The 15,833-nt window shown below is 36.9% G+C and carries 14 protein-coding genes; 5 read left to right on the forward strand and 9 right to left on the reverse strand.

Features of this window, described 5'->3' with window-relative positions; translation table 11 throughout:
* Window positions 1-118 precede the first annotated feature (118 nt).
* Window positions 119-877 carry a peroxide stress protein YaaA gene (yaaA, locus tag ES711_RS00475; RefSeq protein WP_146888393.1) on the forward strand — a complete coding sequence of 253 codons (759 nt, stop codon included), beginning with the start codon at window positions 119-121 and terminating at the stop codon, window positions 875-877.
* A gap of 91 nt (window positions 878-968) precedes the next feature.
* Here yaaA and ES711_RS00480 read toward each other — a convergent pair whose 3' ends face one another.
* Complete coding sequence (locus ES711_RS00480) at window positions 969-1,100, reverse strand: 30S ribosomal protein THX (RefSeq protein ID WP_146888396.1); 132 nt, start codon at window positions 1,098-1,100, stop codon at window positions 969-971.
* Window positions 1,101-1,198: 98 nt separating this feature from the next.
* Here ES711_RS00480 and ES711_RS00485 point away from each other — a divergent pair, with 98 nt between their 5' ends.
* From ES711_RS00485 to ES711_RS00495, 3 genes are all read left to right on the forward strand, one after another.
* Complete coding sequence (locus tag ES711_RS00485; RefSeq protein ID WP_146888399.1) at window positions 1,199-1,921, forward strand: hypothetical protein; 723 nt, start codon at window positions 1,199-1,201, stop codon at window positions 1,919-1,921.
* A 1-nt stretch (window position 1,922) separates the two neighbouring features.
* Window positions 1,923-2,621 (forward strand): uracil-DNA glycosylase family protein, encoded by a 699-nt coding sequence (locus ES711_RS00490; RefSeq protein ID WP_146888402.1) that lies wholly within the window; start codon window positions 1,923-1,925, stop codon window positions 2,619-2,621.
* Between the two features lie 113 nt (window positions 2,622-2,734).
* The gene (locus tag ES711_RS00495; RefSeq protein ID WP_146888405.1) at window positions 2,735-3,529 is read left to right on the forward strand and encodes a tryptophan-rich sensory protein; all 795 of its coding nucleotides are present in this window, start codon (window positions 2,735-2,737) and stop codon (window positions 3,527-3,529) included.
* Window positions 3,530-3,581: 52 nt separating this feature from the next.
* Here ES711_RS00495 and ES711_RS00500 read toward each other — a convergent pair whose 3' ends face one another.
* On the reverse strand, window positions 3,582-5,378 hold the full coding sequence (locus tag ES711_RS00500; protein ID WP_146888408.1) for a serine hydrolase: 1,797 nt from the start codon (window positions 5,376-5,378) through the stop codon (window positions 3,582-3,584).
* Between the two features lie 273 nt (window positions 5,379-5,651).
* Window positions 5,652-7,343, reverse strand: coding sequence for a gamma-glutamyltransferase (gene ggt, locus ES711_RS00505; protein ID WP_146888411.1), 1,692 nt, complete (start codon window positions 7,341-7,343; stop codon window positions 5,652-5,654).
* A gap of 1,403 nt (window positions 7,344-8,746) precedes the next feature.
* On the opposite strand from ggt, the gene ES711_RS00515 reads away from it, so the two are divergent.
* A complete protein-coding gene (locus ES711_RS00515; RefSeq protein ID WP_146888417.1) occupies window positions 8,747-10,060 on the forward strand; it encodes a phenylacetate--CoA ligase family protein in 1,314 nt (437 codons plus the stop codon).
* Here the strand turns inward: ES711_RS00515 and ES711_RS00520 are convergent.
* The 6 genes from ES711_RS00520 to ES711_RS00540 form a co-directional block, all read right to left on the reverse strand.
* Window positions 10,057-11,163 carry a sugar-transfer associated ATP-grasp domain-containing protein gene (locus tag ES711_RS00520; protein WP_146888420.1) on the reverse strand — a complete coding sequence of 369 codons (1,107 nt, stop codon included), beginning with the start codon at window positions 11,161-11,163 and terminating at the stop codon, window positions 10,057-10,059. The genes ES711_RS00515 and ES711_RS00520 overlap by 4 nt on opposite strands.
* Window positions 11,160-11,804, reverse strand: coding sequence for a GNAT family N-acetyltransferase (locus ES711_RS00525; RefSeq protein ID WP_146888423.1), 645 nt, complete (start codon window positions 11,802-11,804; stop codon window positions 11,160-11,162). The genes ES711_RS00520 and ES711_RS00525 overlap by 4 nt, the downstream gene beginning before the upstream one ends.
* An 8-nt stretch (window positions 11,805-11,812) precedes the next feature.
* Window positions 11,813-12,679, reverse strand: coding sequence for a BKACE family enzyme (locus ES711_RS00530; protein WP_146888426.1), 867 nt, complete (start codon window positions 12,677-12,679; stop codon window positions 11,813-11,815).
* A gap of 444 nt (window positions 12,680-13,123) precedes the next feature.
* Entirely contained in the window at window positions 13,124-13,594 is a 471-nt protein-coding gene (locus ES711_RS16335) for an exonuclease/endonuclease/phosphatase family protein (protein ID WP_211363035.1), read from the reverse strand.
* Window positions 13,595-13,659: 65 nt separating this feature from the next.
* Entirely contained in the window at window positions 13,660-14,106 is a 447-nt protein-coding gene (locus ES711_RS16340) for an endonuclease/exonuclease/phosphatase family protein (RefSeq protein ID WP_211363036.1), read from the reverse strand.
* A 223-nt stretch (window positions 14,107-14,329) separates the two neighbouring features.
* On the reverse strand, window positions 14,330-15,826 hold the full coding sequence (locus ES711_RS00540; RefSeq protein ID WP_146888429.1) for a SusD/RagB family nutrient-binding outer membrane lipoprotein: 1,497 nt from the start codon (window positions 15,824-15,826) through the stop codon (window positions 14,330-14,332).
* Window positions 15,827-15,833 lie beyond the last annotated feature (7 nt).

The following is a 15,833-nucleotide window of genomic DNA, read 5'->3' on the forward strand; positions in this document are numbered from 1 at the left end:
GTGGAGTTTTAGCTTATAATTAAGGTTTCTCCCTTGAGTTTTCTATTAAGTTGTCGTAACTTTGACGGTCCAGAAGTTATAACCATTTAATAAGAAACCTGCTCTGGCGGGCGTTACTATGAAACTTGTATTATCTCCAGCAAAATCATTAGATTTTGAAACGAAATTACCTACAGAAAAACATACCCAGCCTGAATTTTTAAAACAATCAGCACGCTTAAATAAACTGCTCAAAAAGAAATCTGTTAATGGCTTGTCAGAATTAATGAGCATTAGTAAAGATTTGAGCCAACTCAATTACGAGCGAAATCAGGATTGGGAAGTACCCTTCACTACAGACAACGCCCGACCTGCAATGTATGCCTTTAATGGCGATGTGTATAGAGGTTTAGACGCGTACACCATTCCAAATTCCAAGCTCACTAAAGTTCAGGATACCGTTCGGATTCTTTCAGGATTGTACGGCCTTCTAAAACCGTTGGATTTAATTCAGCCTTACCGTTTGGAAATGGGAACGAAAATTGCTGTAGGCAAGGATAAAAATCTCTATGAATTTTGGAAGGATTCTATTACGAAGACTTTAAATAACGAATTAGAGGATGATGAAGTGTTTCTTAATTTAGCCAGTGTAGAATATTTTAAAGCTATCGATAAAAAAGCTTTAAAAGTGCCGGTGATTGATGTTGATTTTAAAGAGTTGAAAAACTGCGAGTATAAAACCATAGGCATTTATGCGAAAGTAGCTCGTGGGCTTATAGCGCGTTATATAATTGACAAGAATGCTGATAGCATTGATGATATAAAGGGTTTCGACCTAGAGAATTACAGGTTTCATGAAAAGCTTTCTGAAACGCATACTTTAGTGTTTACCAGATAAGAATTCAAAAAAAAAAGCTCGCATTACAGTAGATTATGATTTAATAATCTACTGTAATGCGAACCTGTATAAGGAGATTACTTTGTAATTTTTAAGGCTTCGCCTTCTTGTCAACACTAATTTTTTCCAGTGTTGTTGGTCTCTTTTTAATTCGAGGACGTCTTACTCCGTAGCTGCCACGTTGTATCTTTCCTCGTCTCGATTTTTTATCACCTTTTCCCATTTTTTGTAAATTTACTGTTGTTAATACTGTAGATTTTAAGATACATACTTTTTACAACTTCAAACCACTATATTTAGACTTTAATCAGAATTTAACAGATGTACTATTATTTTATTATTGCTTTTCAAGCATTTTGTATTTACCATCTTTTCAAAAACAAGAATTCATTTTACTGGATTTTTGCCATCATCTTTTTGCCGCTTATTGGCTGCATCGTGTACTTGGTAACACAAGTGATTACAAAACGCGACACAGAGAAAATTCAGGATAATTTGACCACCATCATTGATCCCTCTAAAAGCGTACGGGATCTTGAGAAAAAACTTGAATTTACAGATACTTATGAAAATAGAGTGAATCTTGCAGATGCCTATTTGGCCTCTCATAACGATGCGAAAGCCATCGAGCATTACAAAATAGCTTTAGAGGACAAAACCCAAAATGGATTTTATGTCAAAACCCAAATGGTCAAAGCGTATTATAACTCGAAAAATTTTGATGAGGTTATCAGGTTGGGGGAGATGCTCGAGCATCATAAGGACTACTCAAAATCTGATGTGCCTTTTTATTTTGGAATGGCTTTGGCGGAAAAGAATCGCACGGCAGAAGCAGAAACACAATTAAGCGCGATTGATAGACCATATTCAAATTATAATGAACGATTGGCCTTTGCCAAATTTCTGTTGCGCATTGACAAAACCACAAAGGGAAAAGCACTGTTAGAGGAACTCCATGAAGAAATGCAAAACATGACCAAAATGAATCAACGGATTTATAAATCGACCAGTCTTGAAGTAGAGAGATTGAGAGCTAAAGTCTGAAATGTTTTTACACCAACATCCATATCCACCATTTATTAAAGAAGATACCACAACGCTTATTGTAGGCACCTTACCACCGCCGCGGTTTTCAGTTGGGGAACTTTTAGAGAAAGATGTTGATTTTTGCTATGGAAGTTATTTTAACTCGCTTTGGTTATTTATTGATAAAATTCACAAGTTGAATTTAAGGTTTGATAATTCCAAAGAAGCAGTAGACCAACGCAAAGCATTTTTAATCGCTCATAAAATTGGAATATGTGACATAGTTGCAAGTGCGGAACGCCAAAAAATTGATGCTTCAGATTTGGGCATGACTAACATCCGTTTACGAGATTTGGTAGGCTATTTGCGGGATTATCCTAATATTAAAACACTACTTTTTACAGGTGGAAACAGTAAAAATGGTCCAGAATATTTTTTTAGACGACATCTGAAAACGTATGGGCTACACCTAAGAGTGGTTTCCAATGAGGTGCCTCGAATACATGAGTTTGTACTTCCTCAGCAATTAACATCATCTCGTACAACATCAGTAGAACAGTTGAACAGCAGAATCATAAAAACCGTTTCTTTAACCTCAGGATCGGGGGCTGCAAATATCTCCATCAGCAGAATGCCTTTATACCAACATCTCAAGGCTAAAAACCCCAATTTCAATACCTTCGATTTTAGAGTGCTGCAGTACCTCGAGTTTATTTGAGTCAATAGGTCATTTAAAAGTGTTAATTTACTACAATGTAATTCGTACATTTATATGGACTATTTACTAGGCTCAACTAACCACTAACTTTCCCAATATTGGGATTATCCTCTATGAAAAAAGTTCTGCAAATAAGCAATGGTATTGCACTTGTGTCCACTATCATTATTAATTACCTCTCTAACACAGGACTCATAAATGACAGCACTATTGGTGGCGTTTCAAAAGAGCTTAACACTTTATTTACACCCGCCGGATATGCCTTTTCCATTTGGGGTTTTATCTATTTACTATTACTTGGTTTTATCGTCTATCAGGGTAGAAGTTTGTTTGTAAAGGTTAGAAATGACGATTTTATATTAAAAATTGGCTGGTGGTTTGTAGTGTCTTGTTTAGCCAATTCGGCGTGGGTATTCTTATGGATTTATGGCTATACCGGAATATCTTGTATTTTCATTTTCCTACTATTATTCTCGTTATTAAAAATTGTCGTGAATAATGCGATGGAACTTTGGGATGCGCCCATATCCGTCATTGCCTTTTTATGGTGGCCTTTTGTGGTTTATAGTGGATGGGTAACCGTAGCGAGTATAGTAAATGTGGCGGCATACCTTGTAAAAATAGGATGGGGAGGCTTCGGAATGTCAGCTGTAGCGTGGACTATTTTTATGATCATTGTAGCATTAATCATTAATCTTGTGGTGACTTGGTCGCGTAATATGCGCGAGTTTGCATTGGTAGGCGCATGGGCGCTTGCCGCTATTGCATATGCCAATTATCAGGAGACCCTTAGTATAACGTATGTTGCTGGAGTGGCGGCACTTATTTTAGTGGTAAGCAGCTCACTTCATGCTTATAAAAACAAAGAAAGTAGCCCTATAGAAAAGTTGAAACAATATCTAAAATAGATTGTTTTTCATTCTTGAAGATTTTATAACATCACTGTAGTTTTTGCGGTGCTTAATCTTTCTTGGCTTTAAAGGTGCCGTTGGGTTGAATGAGGTTCATTTCTTTAATACCATCTACCGATTCTAAAAATTCGACTTTAAAACCATCTGCCGCTTTTAAGGTGAACTTGTGTTTTTCAGTGGGCATCAATTCATATTCTGGCTGTCCTGGGACAAATAGATATAAGACTGAATCATTCTTAATGTAAATTTTTATGGTGGCGCCCATCAAACTATAATCCCCCACATAGAGTTCTAAGTCAGAGTTATTCACCTCTATGGAATTTGGCGTGCGTTTAAAGGCGATGGGCTCTAGGGCGGCCTCTACTTTCATGGTCATTTTTACGATGTCCCCACCATCTCCAGTAGCAAAATTTAAATGCATGGGATTCGCTTCCGTAGTGTCAATTTTTTTATTTGACACTTCATAAGGTTTAAAGACATCGTAATGGTAATGTTTTAGAAACATTTTGACACGTTTAAAGTTTGCAAATAACGAATCGTTTTCGAGTGTAACAGTTAGTTTGCCGTAGCCTTCATTTTCATAAGTGCCTGTATAGTCATACTTAATATGTGAAGGTCTCGTGTTTTTAACTTGAGTAGAAGCCGTTTCTTCCAACTTCAATTCGTCTTTCATTTTTTCAGCTTTCTGTTTAGCTTCAATAAAACGCTTGGTCCAGTCGGTTCTTTCGCCTTCAAAAAGTCGGTCGGCAATGGTGTTTCTTACAATTCCTGGAAGGGCAGAGGCATCCTGATTTGTTAAAACTACAATCCCTAAACTGTCACTTGGGTAAAAAGCAACACTCGCTGAAAAACCATTGATATTTCCGCCATGTTCTACACGGTAATGTCCTCTATAGGAGCTGAGAATCCAGCCGTATCCGTAATTAGCGAAATGCATGTCTGGGAGTTTTTCTTCAGGCAAACCACCCGACATCACCATTTGAGAACTCGTAGCTTCAGTAACATAAGTTTCGGGTAAAATCTCTTTTCCATTAAATTTCCCTTTGTTGACCCATAGTTGTAACCATTTGGCAATGTCATTAACACTACTATAAATACTACCCGCGGGACTCATCCCTGAAATGTCATAGAAATCCATTTTACTAATGTTGTTGTTCTTAAACTCATATCCCAATGCTGCATTGTCCATTTTTAATAATTCGCTTAATAAGGTTTGGGAACGTGACATCCCAAGAGGTTCAAAAAAGCGATTCTTGATATTCGCTTCCCAAGATTGTCCTGTAATTTTTTCAGCAATCACACCCTGCGCTAAAAACATAAAGTTGTTGTAATGCCATTGTGTTCTCAAACCTGTAAATGGTTCTTGGTGGGCGATACGCTGAATCAAACTATCCTTATCCGTCGAAGGAAATAAATACCAGCTTAAATCATGACGGGGTAGCCCCGTACTATGACGCATCAAATCTTTTATGATGACATTGTTATTAAGATTGTCGTTATTGAATTTTAATTCGGGGATGTATTTTAACGGGCTGTCCTCAAAAGATAATTTGTCTTCCGCTCGCAATTGGCCTAGAAGGGCTGAGGTGAATGCTTTGGTAGAAGACCCGATGGCGAATAAGGTGTTGGCATCTGCCGGCACCTTATTATCATAATCGCCATACCCAAATCCTTTGGCATAAATTACGGTATTACCATTAACCACGGCAACAGCAAATCCCGCAGCCTTAGTGGCGTCTAAAATGGCATTCAAATCTTTTTCAAGACCTTTCAGGCGCTTATCGGTTTGTGAATAGGTGGTGGAAAAAATGGCAAAGCAAAAGAGAAGACAGATGACTTTTTTCATATGGGTTGGTTTTGAACGGTTACTTTATGAGTAGCCGTTGGTATGTAAAAGTTACGATTTTCACTGAAATTCTTACCTATCTGGCCAAATTTTTAATTTATAAGAGGATGTGAAGATGAAGTAGGGAATGTCCATTGTAAAAAATATAATTTTGGAAAGATATCAAAATTTGAGGTAAAAGCCTTCTAAACCTCCCATATAACCATAGAAAAAAATGGGTGTTAGCAAATAATTACCAACACCCACGGATGTTATCCTTTGCTAAAAATCTATTTAATATCCCACGGCGCCACCATCTGGACTGGAAGAATCAGAGGCACCAATATATGCAGTACCATCTGTGGGAATTAGGATGCCCATTAAACGGCCTAGGTTATCTCTGCCTTTAACCACATGGCCCATCGCTTCCAATGTCTTTTTCGTGTCAGGAGACATCAAATCGTTTTCAAAGATCAATTCATCAGGAAACCATTGGTGATGGATTTTCATGGTTTCAATCGCTTTTTTGATGGGCATATCATAGGCAATCACATTTAAAATAGTTTGAAAAACAGTATTGATAATGGTACGTCCACCCGGGCTTCCAATAACCAAATATGGTTTTCCGTTTTTGGTAACGATGGTTGGACTCATACTGCTGAGCATGCGTTTTTCTGGTTGAATAATGTTGGGATCGGTACCAATTAACCAACCACTGTCCGTATAGCCTGGCTGCGGATTGAAATCGCCCATTTCATTGTTGAAAATAAAACCTAATTTGGGAGAACCTAATCCAGAACCGTAGGATTGTTCTAAAGTATACGTGAGCGACACTGCGTTTCCAACTTTGTCAACCACTGATAAATGTGTGGTATTTTTACCGTCATAGAGTTGTCCGAATTTTAGGGTGTCGCTAACCGAAGCTTTATTCATATCAATATTATCATAGCGCATTTTGGCGAATGCTTTGGAGGTTAATCGGTCTAATGGCATTTCCAAATTGAAATCTGGATCGCCCAAATGTTCGGCTCTGTCGGCAAAGGCGCGACGCATAGCTTCCGCAACCAAGTGTACATAAGCGGTAGAGTTAAATGCAATAGAATCTAAATTTGCTTGCTCCATGATGTTAAGCATCTCTATAATCGCTACACCACCTGAACTTGGTGGCGGCATGGATACTATTCCGTAATCTTTATAAGTGCCAGTGATGGCTTGGCGTTCTACAGCTTCATATTTGTTGAGGTCTTCCATCGTGATGATGCCTCCATTCTCCTTCATATACGTAGCGATTTCTTGAGCGACCGCTCCTTTATAAAAACCGTCTCTCCCGTGGTCTCTAATCAATTTTAAGGTTTCCGCTAAATTTTTCTGAATCCAAAGTTCACCGTGTTTGGTCAATTCTCCCTTGGAGTTGTGGTAATAATCTTTTAGAAATTGTGGATACGTACCTTTATTAAAATTTTTGGCGTGCTCGGCCAAGGTGTACGAAAATTCTACACCATTTGCTGCTAAATCTACAGAAGGCTGAACTAAGTCTTTCCAAGGTAACTTCCCGTATTTCTGATGCGCCATATACAAGCCCGCAACGGTCCCCGGTACACCTACCGACTTTAAACCTTCATGATTACTGCCTTTTATAAGCTGACCGTCGCTGTCTAAAAACATGTCTGGAGTAGCCAATAATGGTGCTTTTTCTCGAAAATCGATGGTCGTCGACATTCCATTGGCGTCCATATAGACTAAGAATCCGCCGCCGCCTATATTGCCAGCCTGCGGATGGGTGACCGCCAATGCAAAAGCCGTCGCAATGGAGGCATCAATGGCATTGCCGCCTTTTTTAAGAATATTGGTACCCACTTGCGAGGCTACCGTATTGTCAGAAACTACCATACCGTTTTGACCGTAGGTCTGTGCGAAACTTGTATGGTAAAAAAGAGAGGTCGCTAGAATAAGAGCGATGACGAAAGAAGATTTAATGTTTCTCATGGTATTAACTAGGATTGTGGAATAATTTGTAATCAGCTTCTAATTTAGTGAATAAAAGTTGATTTTGGATACGGATGCGACTGTTATGAAACACACCCAAGGTTAAATTGCTAAACAGCAAAATGTATGTAGCAAATGGAGGGTTTTTTACACACATATTGGTCAATGGTGTGTTTTTGAACAACACTGTTTTTTTGCCTGATACACTCTATAAACAACATCGTTAATGCATATTTAGTTTCAATTTATCGTAGGATTTATGGAGGTGAGTTATTGGTGGAAAACACCAACAACGGCAGAAAACAACATCATTAATGCATATTTAGTTTCAATTAATCGTAGGATTTATGGAGGTGAGTTATTGGTGGAAAACACCAACAACGGCAGAAACGGCAAAATGGATGTAGCAAATGGAGGTTTTTTTCACACAGGTATAGGTCAATGGTGTGCTTTTGAACAACACTGTTTTCATGTTTGGTATACTCTATAAACAATATGTTAGGGCATATGTAGTTTCAATTGAAATAGAATGTATGGAGATGGGTTGAGGGTGGAAAACACCAACAACGGCGGAAAACAACATCGTTAATGCATATTTAGTTTCAATTTATCGTAGGATTTATGGAGGTGAGTTATTGGTGTAAAACACCAACAACGGCAGAAAACAACATCGTTAGGGCATATTTTGTTTCAATTAATCGTAGGATTTATGGAGATGAGTTGTTGGTGGAAAACACCAACAACGGCAGAAACAGCAAAATGTATGTAGCAAATGGAGGGTTTTTTACACACATATTGGTCAATGGTGTGTTTTTGAACAACACTGTTTTTTTGCCTGATACACTCTATAAACAACATCATTAATGCATATTTAGTTTCAATTAATCGTAGGATTTATGGAGATGAGTTGTTGGTGGAAAATACCAACAACGGCAGACCATCACACCTCTTTAGAAGTGCTGCTCATTTTGTTCAATAATAGACAAGAATCAAATAAATAATGTTTCATCGTCTTGTAGATGAAAATATGTAGTTTGACGATATATTATTTTAAAAACCATAAATCCTAGTATATTCAGGTGATAAGCACGACATCGATCATTACCTATTTTAATCGTAAAGAATTCCTCGAGGCTCTGCCTCGAGGATAGTTGGTTTCAAAAAATTCTTTATTTATGGTAAATGCGGTTGTTAATGTCCTAGCTAAAGTGGGCGGGTTTTGTATGCCTGACAGCTTGGAGACACTCTAATTCAGGAAACAGCAATTGGTAATCATTCTGATATAGGCACAGCATCAAAAGTTGCAGAATCCATAGGAACTAACACGTAGCTTTTGGGTTGCCCATACAAACCACAATGACAGATGCTCCAGTTCTAATTATTTAGGTAAAATACATCGAATCATGATTCTAAATGTTGCACGAAATAAGTTCTTTTGGTTACTTGATAGCTTAAAAAAAGGTAAAATAAAAAATAATTTAAATGAAATTGAACTTTGTGTTGCGCATCCAAATTCTGATAAAGCCATTCAAATTAAAGATACGCATTTAAGACGTTTACTTGATCATGCGGTCAAAACGACCCAGTATTACAATTGCCTGTCTTCCGCGACTACAATTTCTGGTTTTCCTGTGATTAGAAAAACCACTATTCAAAATAACTTTGAACTGTTTGAATCGAGTGAGTTTAAAGACAAATCCAATTTTAAAGTCTCAACAAGTGGTTCTACAGGAGTGCCTTTTTTCTTATTTCAAAATCAAGATAAACGTCATAGAAACCGTGCAGATGTGATTTATTTTTTCAGGAAAGCCAATTTTAATGTTGGAAATCGGTTATACGAGCTTGAAGTTTGGCGTGGACATAACAAGAAGGGAAGATTGAAGTCTTTTCTTCAGAATGTTTTACAATTTGACATTTCCAGATTAACTGATGAAAGCATTGAAACTTTTTTAGGATTATTAAAATCTGACCAACAATCTACAAAAACATTACTAGGCTTCGCGTCTGCCTATGAAATGATTGCACAATATTTGGAGAATAATAGTCTTGTTTTAAATGGTTTAGGTATTACTTCTGCGATTGCCAATGCAGAATATCTAAATCCTTACACAAAATATACACTAGGAAAACATCTTAATACCGTCGTGCTTTCTAGGTATTCAAGTGAGGAAATTGGAATTATTGCACAACAAACACTAGATTCTCCTGATCGGTTTGTTGTTAATCATGCAAGTTACCATGTTGAATTATTAAATTTGGAACGTGACGCTCCTGCTAAACTTGGGGAGCTTGGCAGAATTGTGGTCACCGATTTGTTTAACTATGCCATGCCTATAATTAGATATGATACCGGTGATATTGCACAATTTGGATTGAATAAAGAAGGTGCTATGGAGTTCGTGCATGTTGAAGGTCGTCAGATGGATCTTATTTATGATTCAAAGGGTAAGCTGATTTCTTCGTTTGTGATTTATACAAAATTTTACAACTATTATCATTTATTAAAACAATATCAATTTATTCAACAAGGTGAAAAAGAATACGAAGTTAAATTGAACCTTCAAGGCGATAATTTTCCATTTGAAAAGCAATTGATCATGGATATTGAATCAGACTTTGGAGAGGATGCTCAAGTTGCTGTTACTTATGTAGATGAAATTCCTGCTTTAAATTCTGGAAAGCGAAGAAAGGTGATTAACAATTATAAAAAGAATTAGTAAGTTTTTAAGCCTAGTTCCAAGATTTCATTGGTAAATTTTCCGAATAAAGGACCATTAGTAATTTGATGTATATCAATATTTTGATTATAGGTGTTAAATTCAATAAAAATGGGCGCATCAGTCTTATCAATTCCAATGTCCCAGGACACAAATTTGAAATAAGGAACAATTGGATGCATGGCATAGATCATTTTTATGACACTCGAATAGTTGGGGATTTGAAAACCTTCAAAAAGGACATTTGTATGGGTTTTCTTCAGAAGCGTTCCCTTTTTGGTATATCCTATGTTTTTTAAATAGCCTTTTTTATCTATTCCAATGATGATTCCACCACCAGAATAATTATCGGTTTGGCTACCTGGCTGTCCTATTCTCAGTACCGATGATAAAACATAAACACCATTAGGTCTCAGATAGGTCATTATTCTTATTGTATTAAGAGATGACGGATTTAAAGCCTTTAATGCACTGTTTTGTTCAACAAATTCCTGAATAATAAAATCTTTTTTATACAATTTAAATACCTGGGAGATGGTAAGATTCTTATAAGAAGTTACCCCTGCTTTTATAGTAAAGGTATTGACCTGTTTTCCACGACCCGAATCTATTGTTGGTTTAATTACTAAAGGTTTATTAATTATGTTGCAGGCTTCAATAGCAATTTGCTCAGGAACAATTTGATTATTTCTATAATAAAACCCATTAATATTCTGTATAACACGACTGGGTTGGTTAACATCTTTAAATAAAATATAGGATAGATTCTTATCTAATAAAAATGGCCATTGTCGCATTTCGTTAAACCTCGGAGATAGTATGGATCTAAAAAGATCCTCAGGAATATAGTCCACATGAAATTCATTATTCAAGCCTGTATAATAGCTGTGCCAATAAGTATTGTTTAAATTATAGCCTTGAGATTTAAAATAAGACTTAGCCGCTTCAACTTGACTGGACTTTAGTTGTGGAGTCTTGTTTGTATGATTAAACCGTTGGATTTTGCTTCTGGAATTCATTTTTGAATTATATTCAAAAAACCGCTTTCTAGAATTTAAAACATGAGTAGTCAATAATCGTTTCAATACAAAATAAACGCTCATTTATAGCTTTTTAATGTAAAATTAGAACTCCATCTTTTAAATAACCGGACACTTAAATATAATTTAATAGGTTTTGAGTTGAGTTTCTCTTTAAACTTAATTGTGGACTTATTAAAATATTCACTAACACTGTAAAAAGTTTTTATGTTCTCTTTTTCTAAATAGTCATAACTGTGATAACGCAAGTATGGTGCGATATTTTTACCTCTATAAGCTTCAAAAGTGTACATACTATGTAAATAGCTTTCTGTTGGTTTTAAGTTGAAGTGATGTTTTCTAAAGGTGAAGGGTTTACATTTTATAAACATATAAGCGGCTATATGGCCATTGTTTTTTAACCCAATACAGATTTCACCATTTTTAAGATCTGCCAATAAATCCTTTTGCTCTATTCCAATAATAGTATTCTTAATATGATTGATCTCAGTTTCACCAAAAATTGAAATTTGAAAATTGGTGTCTTCACCACGCAACTGTGGAGGCGTAATTGGGCTGGTAGCTTCCTCAACCCAATAATAGGGCATAAAATCTAAGCCGATTTTTGCCAAATTGTTCCGTACCCCATGCCAAAACAAACCGTGCTTTATAATATTAGAGAGCCATTTAATACGATATGAAAGCCCTGTTTTATCTCCTTCCATAGTATTGATCAATTATAAACACGACCATAACGTCCATATCCAGGTTCCATATTCATGATGGTCCTAAATTCTGAAGGGGTCATAATTTCTCTATTATTTGCCTCTGCAACAACATGGATCCGTTTTAAGAGGTCACTATTGGTTGCTAGTTTGGTTCGCTCTGTATCATACCAAATATTATCCTCTAATCCCACACGCACGCCTTTACCGATGGCTATGGCCAAGAAATTCATGAGCATCTGTCCAGTTCCAACACCAGCCATTGCAATCAGCGCATCTTTTGGAAGGTCATTTAACATCACACCTACATGAAGCAAATTGGTTTGTGCGCAGGCAATGTTACCAAAAAGAAGATTATAATATAAAGGAGGTTTTATATGTTCTTTTTTCATTAAATAATTTCCAAAATTTATCATGCCAACATCAAATACTTCTAATTCTGGTACAATACCTTTAATTTTCATGGTTTTTGCCAAATCTTCAATCATGTTCGGGGCATTCATACTGGCCACATTATTAAAGTTTAAAGAACTTAAAGTTAAACTTCCCATATCGGGTTTCAGATCACCCTTTAAAGAAAGGACATCGGCTCTTTTTTCCAATGTATTGAAGTTGCGTCCACTTAGCGAAGCACATATCACGAGATCAGGTGCATATTTTCGAATCCCAGATATTAATTCAGCATATACTTCTTTTTTATAAGTAGGAACGCCTGTAATTTCATCTCTGGCATGAATATGCGCCAGAGTAATTCCTAATTCATAGGCACGATGGACATCCTCTACAATTTCATTGATAGTTACAGGAACGTGAGGTGTCATCTCTTTTGTGGGAATCATTCCTGTAGGCGTAAAATTAATAATTAACTTCTGCATAAGGGTTGAAGGTTGGTTGAAGTTAAAATTTAATCTAATATTTTGAATTAGAGGTAAATAAATCGTTCAACAGGAAATCTTCACTATAAGATGCCTGTTTTTAATGCTGTACATTTAAAAATCCGTAGTGTTTATTAAGTCTCCTCTAAAAATACATGTTGTGCTATCAGAAATAAAATTAGGATTTGCGTGCATTTTGAAATTACTATAACAGATTACGGAGAAGTCTAGGTTTACGGTGTATAATGGAAGAAAACCGAGTTCAGGCGAATTCAAAAATCAGTTCACTTTTATGCATCCTTGAACGTGTTTGGTCAATTGTATAAGGACACCCTTTGCATCGATCAAACTTAGTTAATATTATAAACACATAACCTTAAAACATGAAATGCGGTAAAGGGTTTTATAGAACCTGTTTGGGAACAACATGATATAATTTCAAAATTAATCCTTCAGTTCAAAAACAGCTAAAAGATTCTTATGATCCGTAGGCCAAACCCCATCGTGTGTTTCTATAGGATCTTCTGAAGTTTCCAATACCCGTTGGTTACGAACAATCGAACCTTTTGGTCCAATAATCTTAACTTCCTTAAGCTCTAATTGATCAGAGGGTAGGTAAAAAATATAATCAATTCGGTCCCTATCATCTGCGTCAGGTGCCCAAGCTAATTTTTCAAGTGGCACGAGAGGCGTATCTGCCGGAAAGGTGAATCCGGGATGGGTTACGGGGTTTGGATATGCTTTACGATAGGCATCAATAAAACCTGCTTTGTCCAGTTGTAATGTGTTATGCCAAGGCATTACCACACCGTTATGATCGTATACGTTTTTAGTGCTTTCTGTCCAGTCCAAAAAGGAAGCTTCGTTAAGGTCGCCACCCAAAATGACCAGTCTGCCAAGAGATTTTTCTGCCATCGCATCTTTTGTAAAGGCAGTAATGGCTTCATCACGTTTGGACGCTAAATTGTCGATTGCAATGGTTAGGAATCGGTAACGCGATTATTGAGTTTGTTCCAAGTAGAACTGTCATAACCCCGAGGTAAATAAAGGCTACAATTTAAGTAATCAAGATGGGCGCTGTAAAATGCGATTTCAGTGTTTTTGACTTTTATGATGGCTTTTGTAATAGATCCTTGGTCATTATGTAGAGGATATAGGGCTTGTTGTGAAAGTATCGGATAGCGGGAAAAAATGCCAGAATCTTCACTTTGTTCTGAATAATAGGTATGCCGTTTTTTTGCTAGAGCTTTTACCAAACGTTCGGCTAGGCTTTTATCATTATAATTTCTGACTTCACTCAATGCTATTAAATCGGTGTCCGTACGAATGACTTCATCAATAATGGCGTCAAATCCGCCAGGAACAATGGTGCCTTCTTGCCAGATATTAAACTGTAGGACTTTTAACGACTGCTCTTTCTGCGCCATACAGGAACATGTGACCGCCAGAAACAGATAAATACTTAAAAAAGGGAGTCTTAAAAACATCTTTGGTTATAATTTGATGGATGCTAGAAAGGTAATAAGATTTTTTGATTCTTGAGTATTTCAGAGTTTTTTATAGGGATCATGTAGATGAGCTCAGCATCTCACCAATAAAAAAGCCAACGCATTAAACGTTGGCTTTTAGACTATAAAAATGACACTGCAATTATTCAGGCGTATTCCACCATAATGGTGTTTTTAAACGAATAAGCGGATCATTTGTAGGCATATTTACATAATTACGATCTTCTTCATTATACTCATACATCATGGCTTGAATCCATTCGTCGTTACCAGGAAAAATGTCAAGGTTAACATTAACGGGACGTTTAAGGCCTGGGTAAATGTCTGCACTATAATCCATTCTTCGCATGTCTACCCAAGTTTCTGGATTTAAAACATTCGCGATATATTTTTGGGTCATGATTGCTGACAGATCAATTTTGGTAGCGCCTATCTCAGCGTCTAACATCTCTAAATAAGATGTCATTTGATCGTTTGGAACGTTCAGTTTTTCTAAATCGGCACGAACACCTTCTTTAAATGCAGCGTATGCACCTGGTAAATCGTTTTTACGGAAGCGGGCCTCTGCTTCAATAAATTTCACTTCACTATAAGTCATCATATAGGTTGGTGCTGTGGGGCTCGTGTAAAAACCGCCATTTCCAGCAGAATAATTATCGCCTGAATCACCGGCCAAACCACGTCCAACATCTAAGCCAACATAGCCACCATTAACAGCTTCAGGAACAATGATTGACAATCGAGGATCTTCAACCGGTGCAGCTAAGTTTAATGGATTTTTCAATAAATTCACGAAAAACGTAGAAAAGTATCTAAATCTTGAAGACCCATAACCACCTTCAGCAAATGGCTGTCTTTGGTTTTCTGCCTCGCCACCTACAAAATTTTGTTGTGCATTGAGAGCGTTAGAATTGATACCGGCTTCTACAGCAGTAATAATTGCATCAGCATTATACGCCATATCTCCTGAAGACTTCTTGCTTAAATGGTTTAAGTAGCGTGCTTTAAGAGAGTGTGCAAAACGAATCCATTTATCTTGATCGCCATTGTAAAGCACATCGCCGCCCTCAGCATTCAATCCAATAGTACTTGCTTGTTGCAGTTCAATAATTGCTTCATCAAGCAATGTGAAGATGGTTTGGTAAGCTTGTTTTTGGGTCACAAATTTTGGGGTGATATTCATATTTGATTCACCATCATAGGTGTCTTCCGTAACAATATCGCCGTATTGATCGGTGGTCATGCCAAAGATGTAGGCTCTTAGTATTTTGCCTACCGCCGTATAATTTGGCGCATCGTATCTTTCGCCCAAAACGATAAGGTCTGCCGTGTTAGGGAGCGCATACACGTAAGAATTCTGCCATAAGAAATAACGTCCGGTTGTAAATGTATTCGTCCAAGAATTAGAATCGTAGGCGGAGGTATGATGCGCAGCATATTGTGTGACACCAATCACTTCTCTTGCACCTCTATATTGAGCAGTCCCTGTGGTGTTTTCAATAGCTCCTTGAATCCTGAATTGGGGCGGTAGCGAACTCGTTGTAGGAGCCGTTTCTGAACTGTTTACATCAAAGTAGTCATCACTACAGGATGTTGCCATTACTGCTAATGCTATTACTGTATATTTTAAAATTTTCATAATTATA

It is taken from the genome of Gelidibacter salicanalis (assembly GCF_007997285.1).
Taxonomy (GTDB): Bacteria; Bacteroidota; Bacteroidia; order Flavobacteriales; family Flavobacteriaceae; genus Gelidibacter; species Gelidibacter salicanalis.

What these genes read in the sequence shown, in the direction of transcription:
- yaaA (WP_146888393.1), top strand. Translation starts at nt 119, where the DNA reads ATGAAACTTGTATTATCTCCAGCAAAATCATTAGATTTTGAAACGAAA.
- ES711_RS00480 (WP_146888396.1), bottom strand. Translation starts at nt 1,100, where the DNA reads ATGGGAAAAGGTGATAAAAAATCGAGACGAGGAAAGATACAACGTGGC.
- ES711_RS00485 (WP_146888399.1), top strand. Translation starts at nt 1,199, where the DNA reads ATGTACTATTATTTTATTATTGCTTTTCAAGCATTTTGTATTTACCAT.
- ES711_RS00490 (WP_146888402.1), top strand. Translation starts at nt 1,923, where the DNA reads ATGTTTTTACACCAACATCCATATCCACCATTTATTAAAGAAGATACC.
- ES711_RS00495 (WP_146888405.1), top strand. Translation starts at nt 2,735, where the DNA reads ATGAAAAAAGTTCTGCAAATAAGCAATGGTATTGCACTTGTGTCCACT.
- ES711_RS00500 (WP_146888408.1), bottom strand. Translation starts at nt 5,378, where the DNA reads ATGAAAAAAGTCATCTGTCTTCTCTTTTGCTTTGCCATTTTTTCCACC.
- ggt (WP_146888411.1), bottom strand. Translation starts at nt 7,343, where the DNA reads ATGAGAAACATTAAATCTTCTTTCGTCATCGCTCTTATTCTAGCGACC.
- ES711_RS00515 (WP_146888417.1), top strand. Translation starts at nt 8,747, where the DNA reads ATGATTCTAAATGTTGCACGAAATAAGTTCTTTTGGTTACTTGATAGC.
- ES711_RS00520 (WP_146888420.1), bottom strand. Translation starts at nt 11,163, where the DNA reads ATGAGCGTTTATTTTGTATTGAAACGATTATTGACTACTCATGTTTTA.
- ES711_RS00525 (WP_146888423.1), bottom strand. Translation starts at nt 11,804, where the DNA reads ATGGAAGGAGATAAAACAGGGCTTTCATATCGTATTAAATGGCTCTCT.
- ES711_RS00530 (WP_146888426.1), bottom strand. Translation starts at nt 12,679, where the DNA reads ATGCAGAAGTTAATTATTAATTTTACGCCTACAGGAATGATTCCCACA.
- ES711_RS16335 (WP_211363035.1), bottom strand. Translation starts at nt 13,594, where the DNA reads ATGGCAGAAAAATCTCTTGGCAGACTGGTCATTTTGGGTGGCGACCTT.
- ES711_RS16340 (WP_211363036.1), bottom strand. Translation starts at nt 14,106, where the DNA reads ATGGCGCAGAAAGAGCAGTCGTTAAAAGTCCTACAGTTTAATATCTGG.
- ES711_RS00540 (WP_146888429.1), bottom strand. Translation starts at nt 15,826, where the DNA reads ATGAAAATTTTAAAATATACAGTAATAGCATTAGCAGTAATGGCAACA.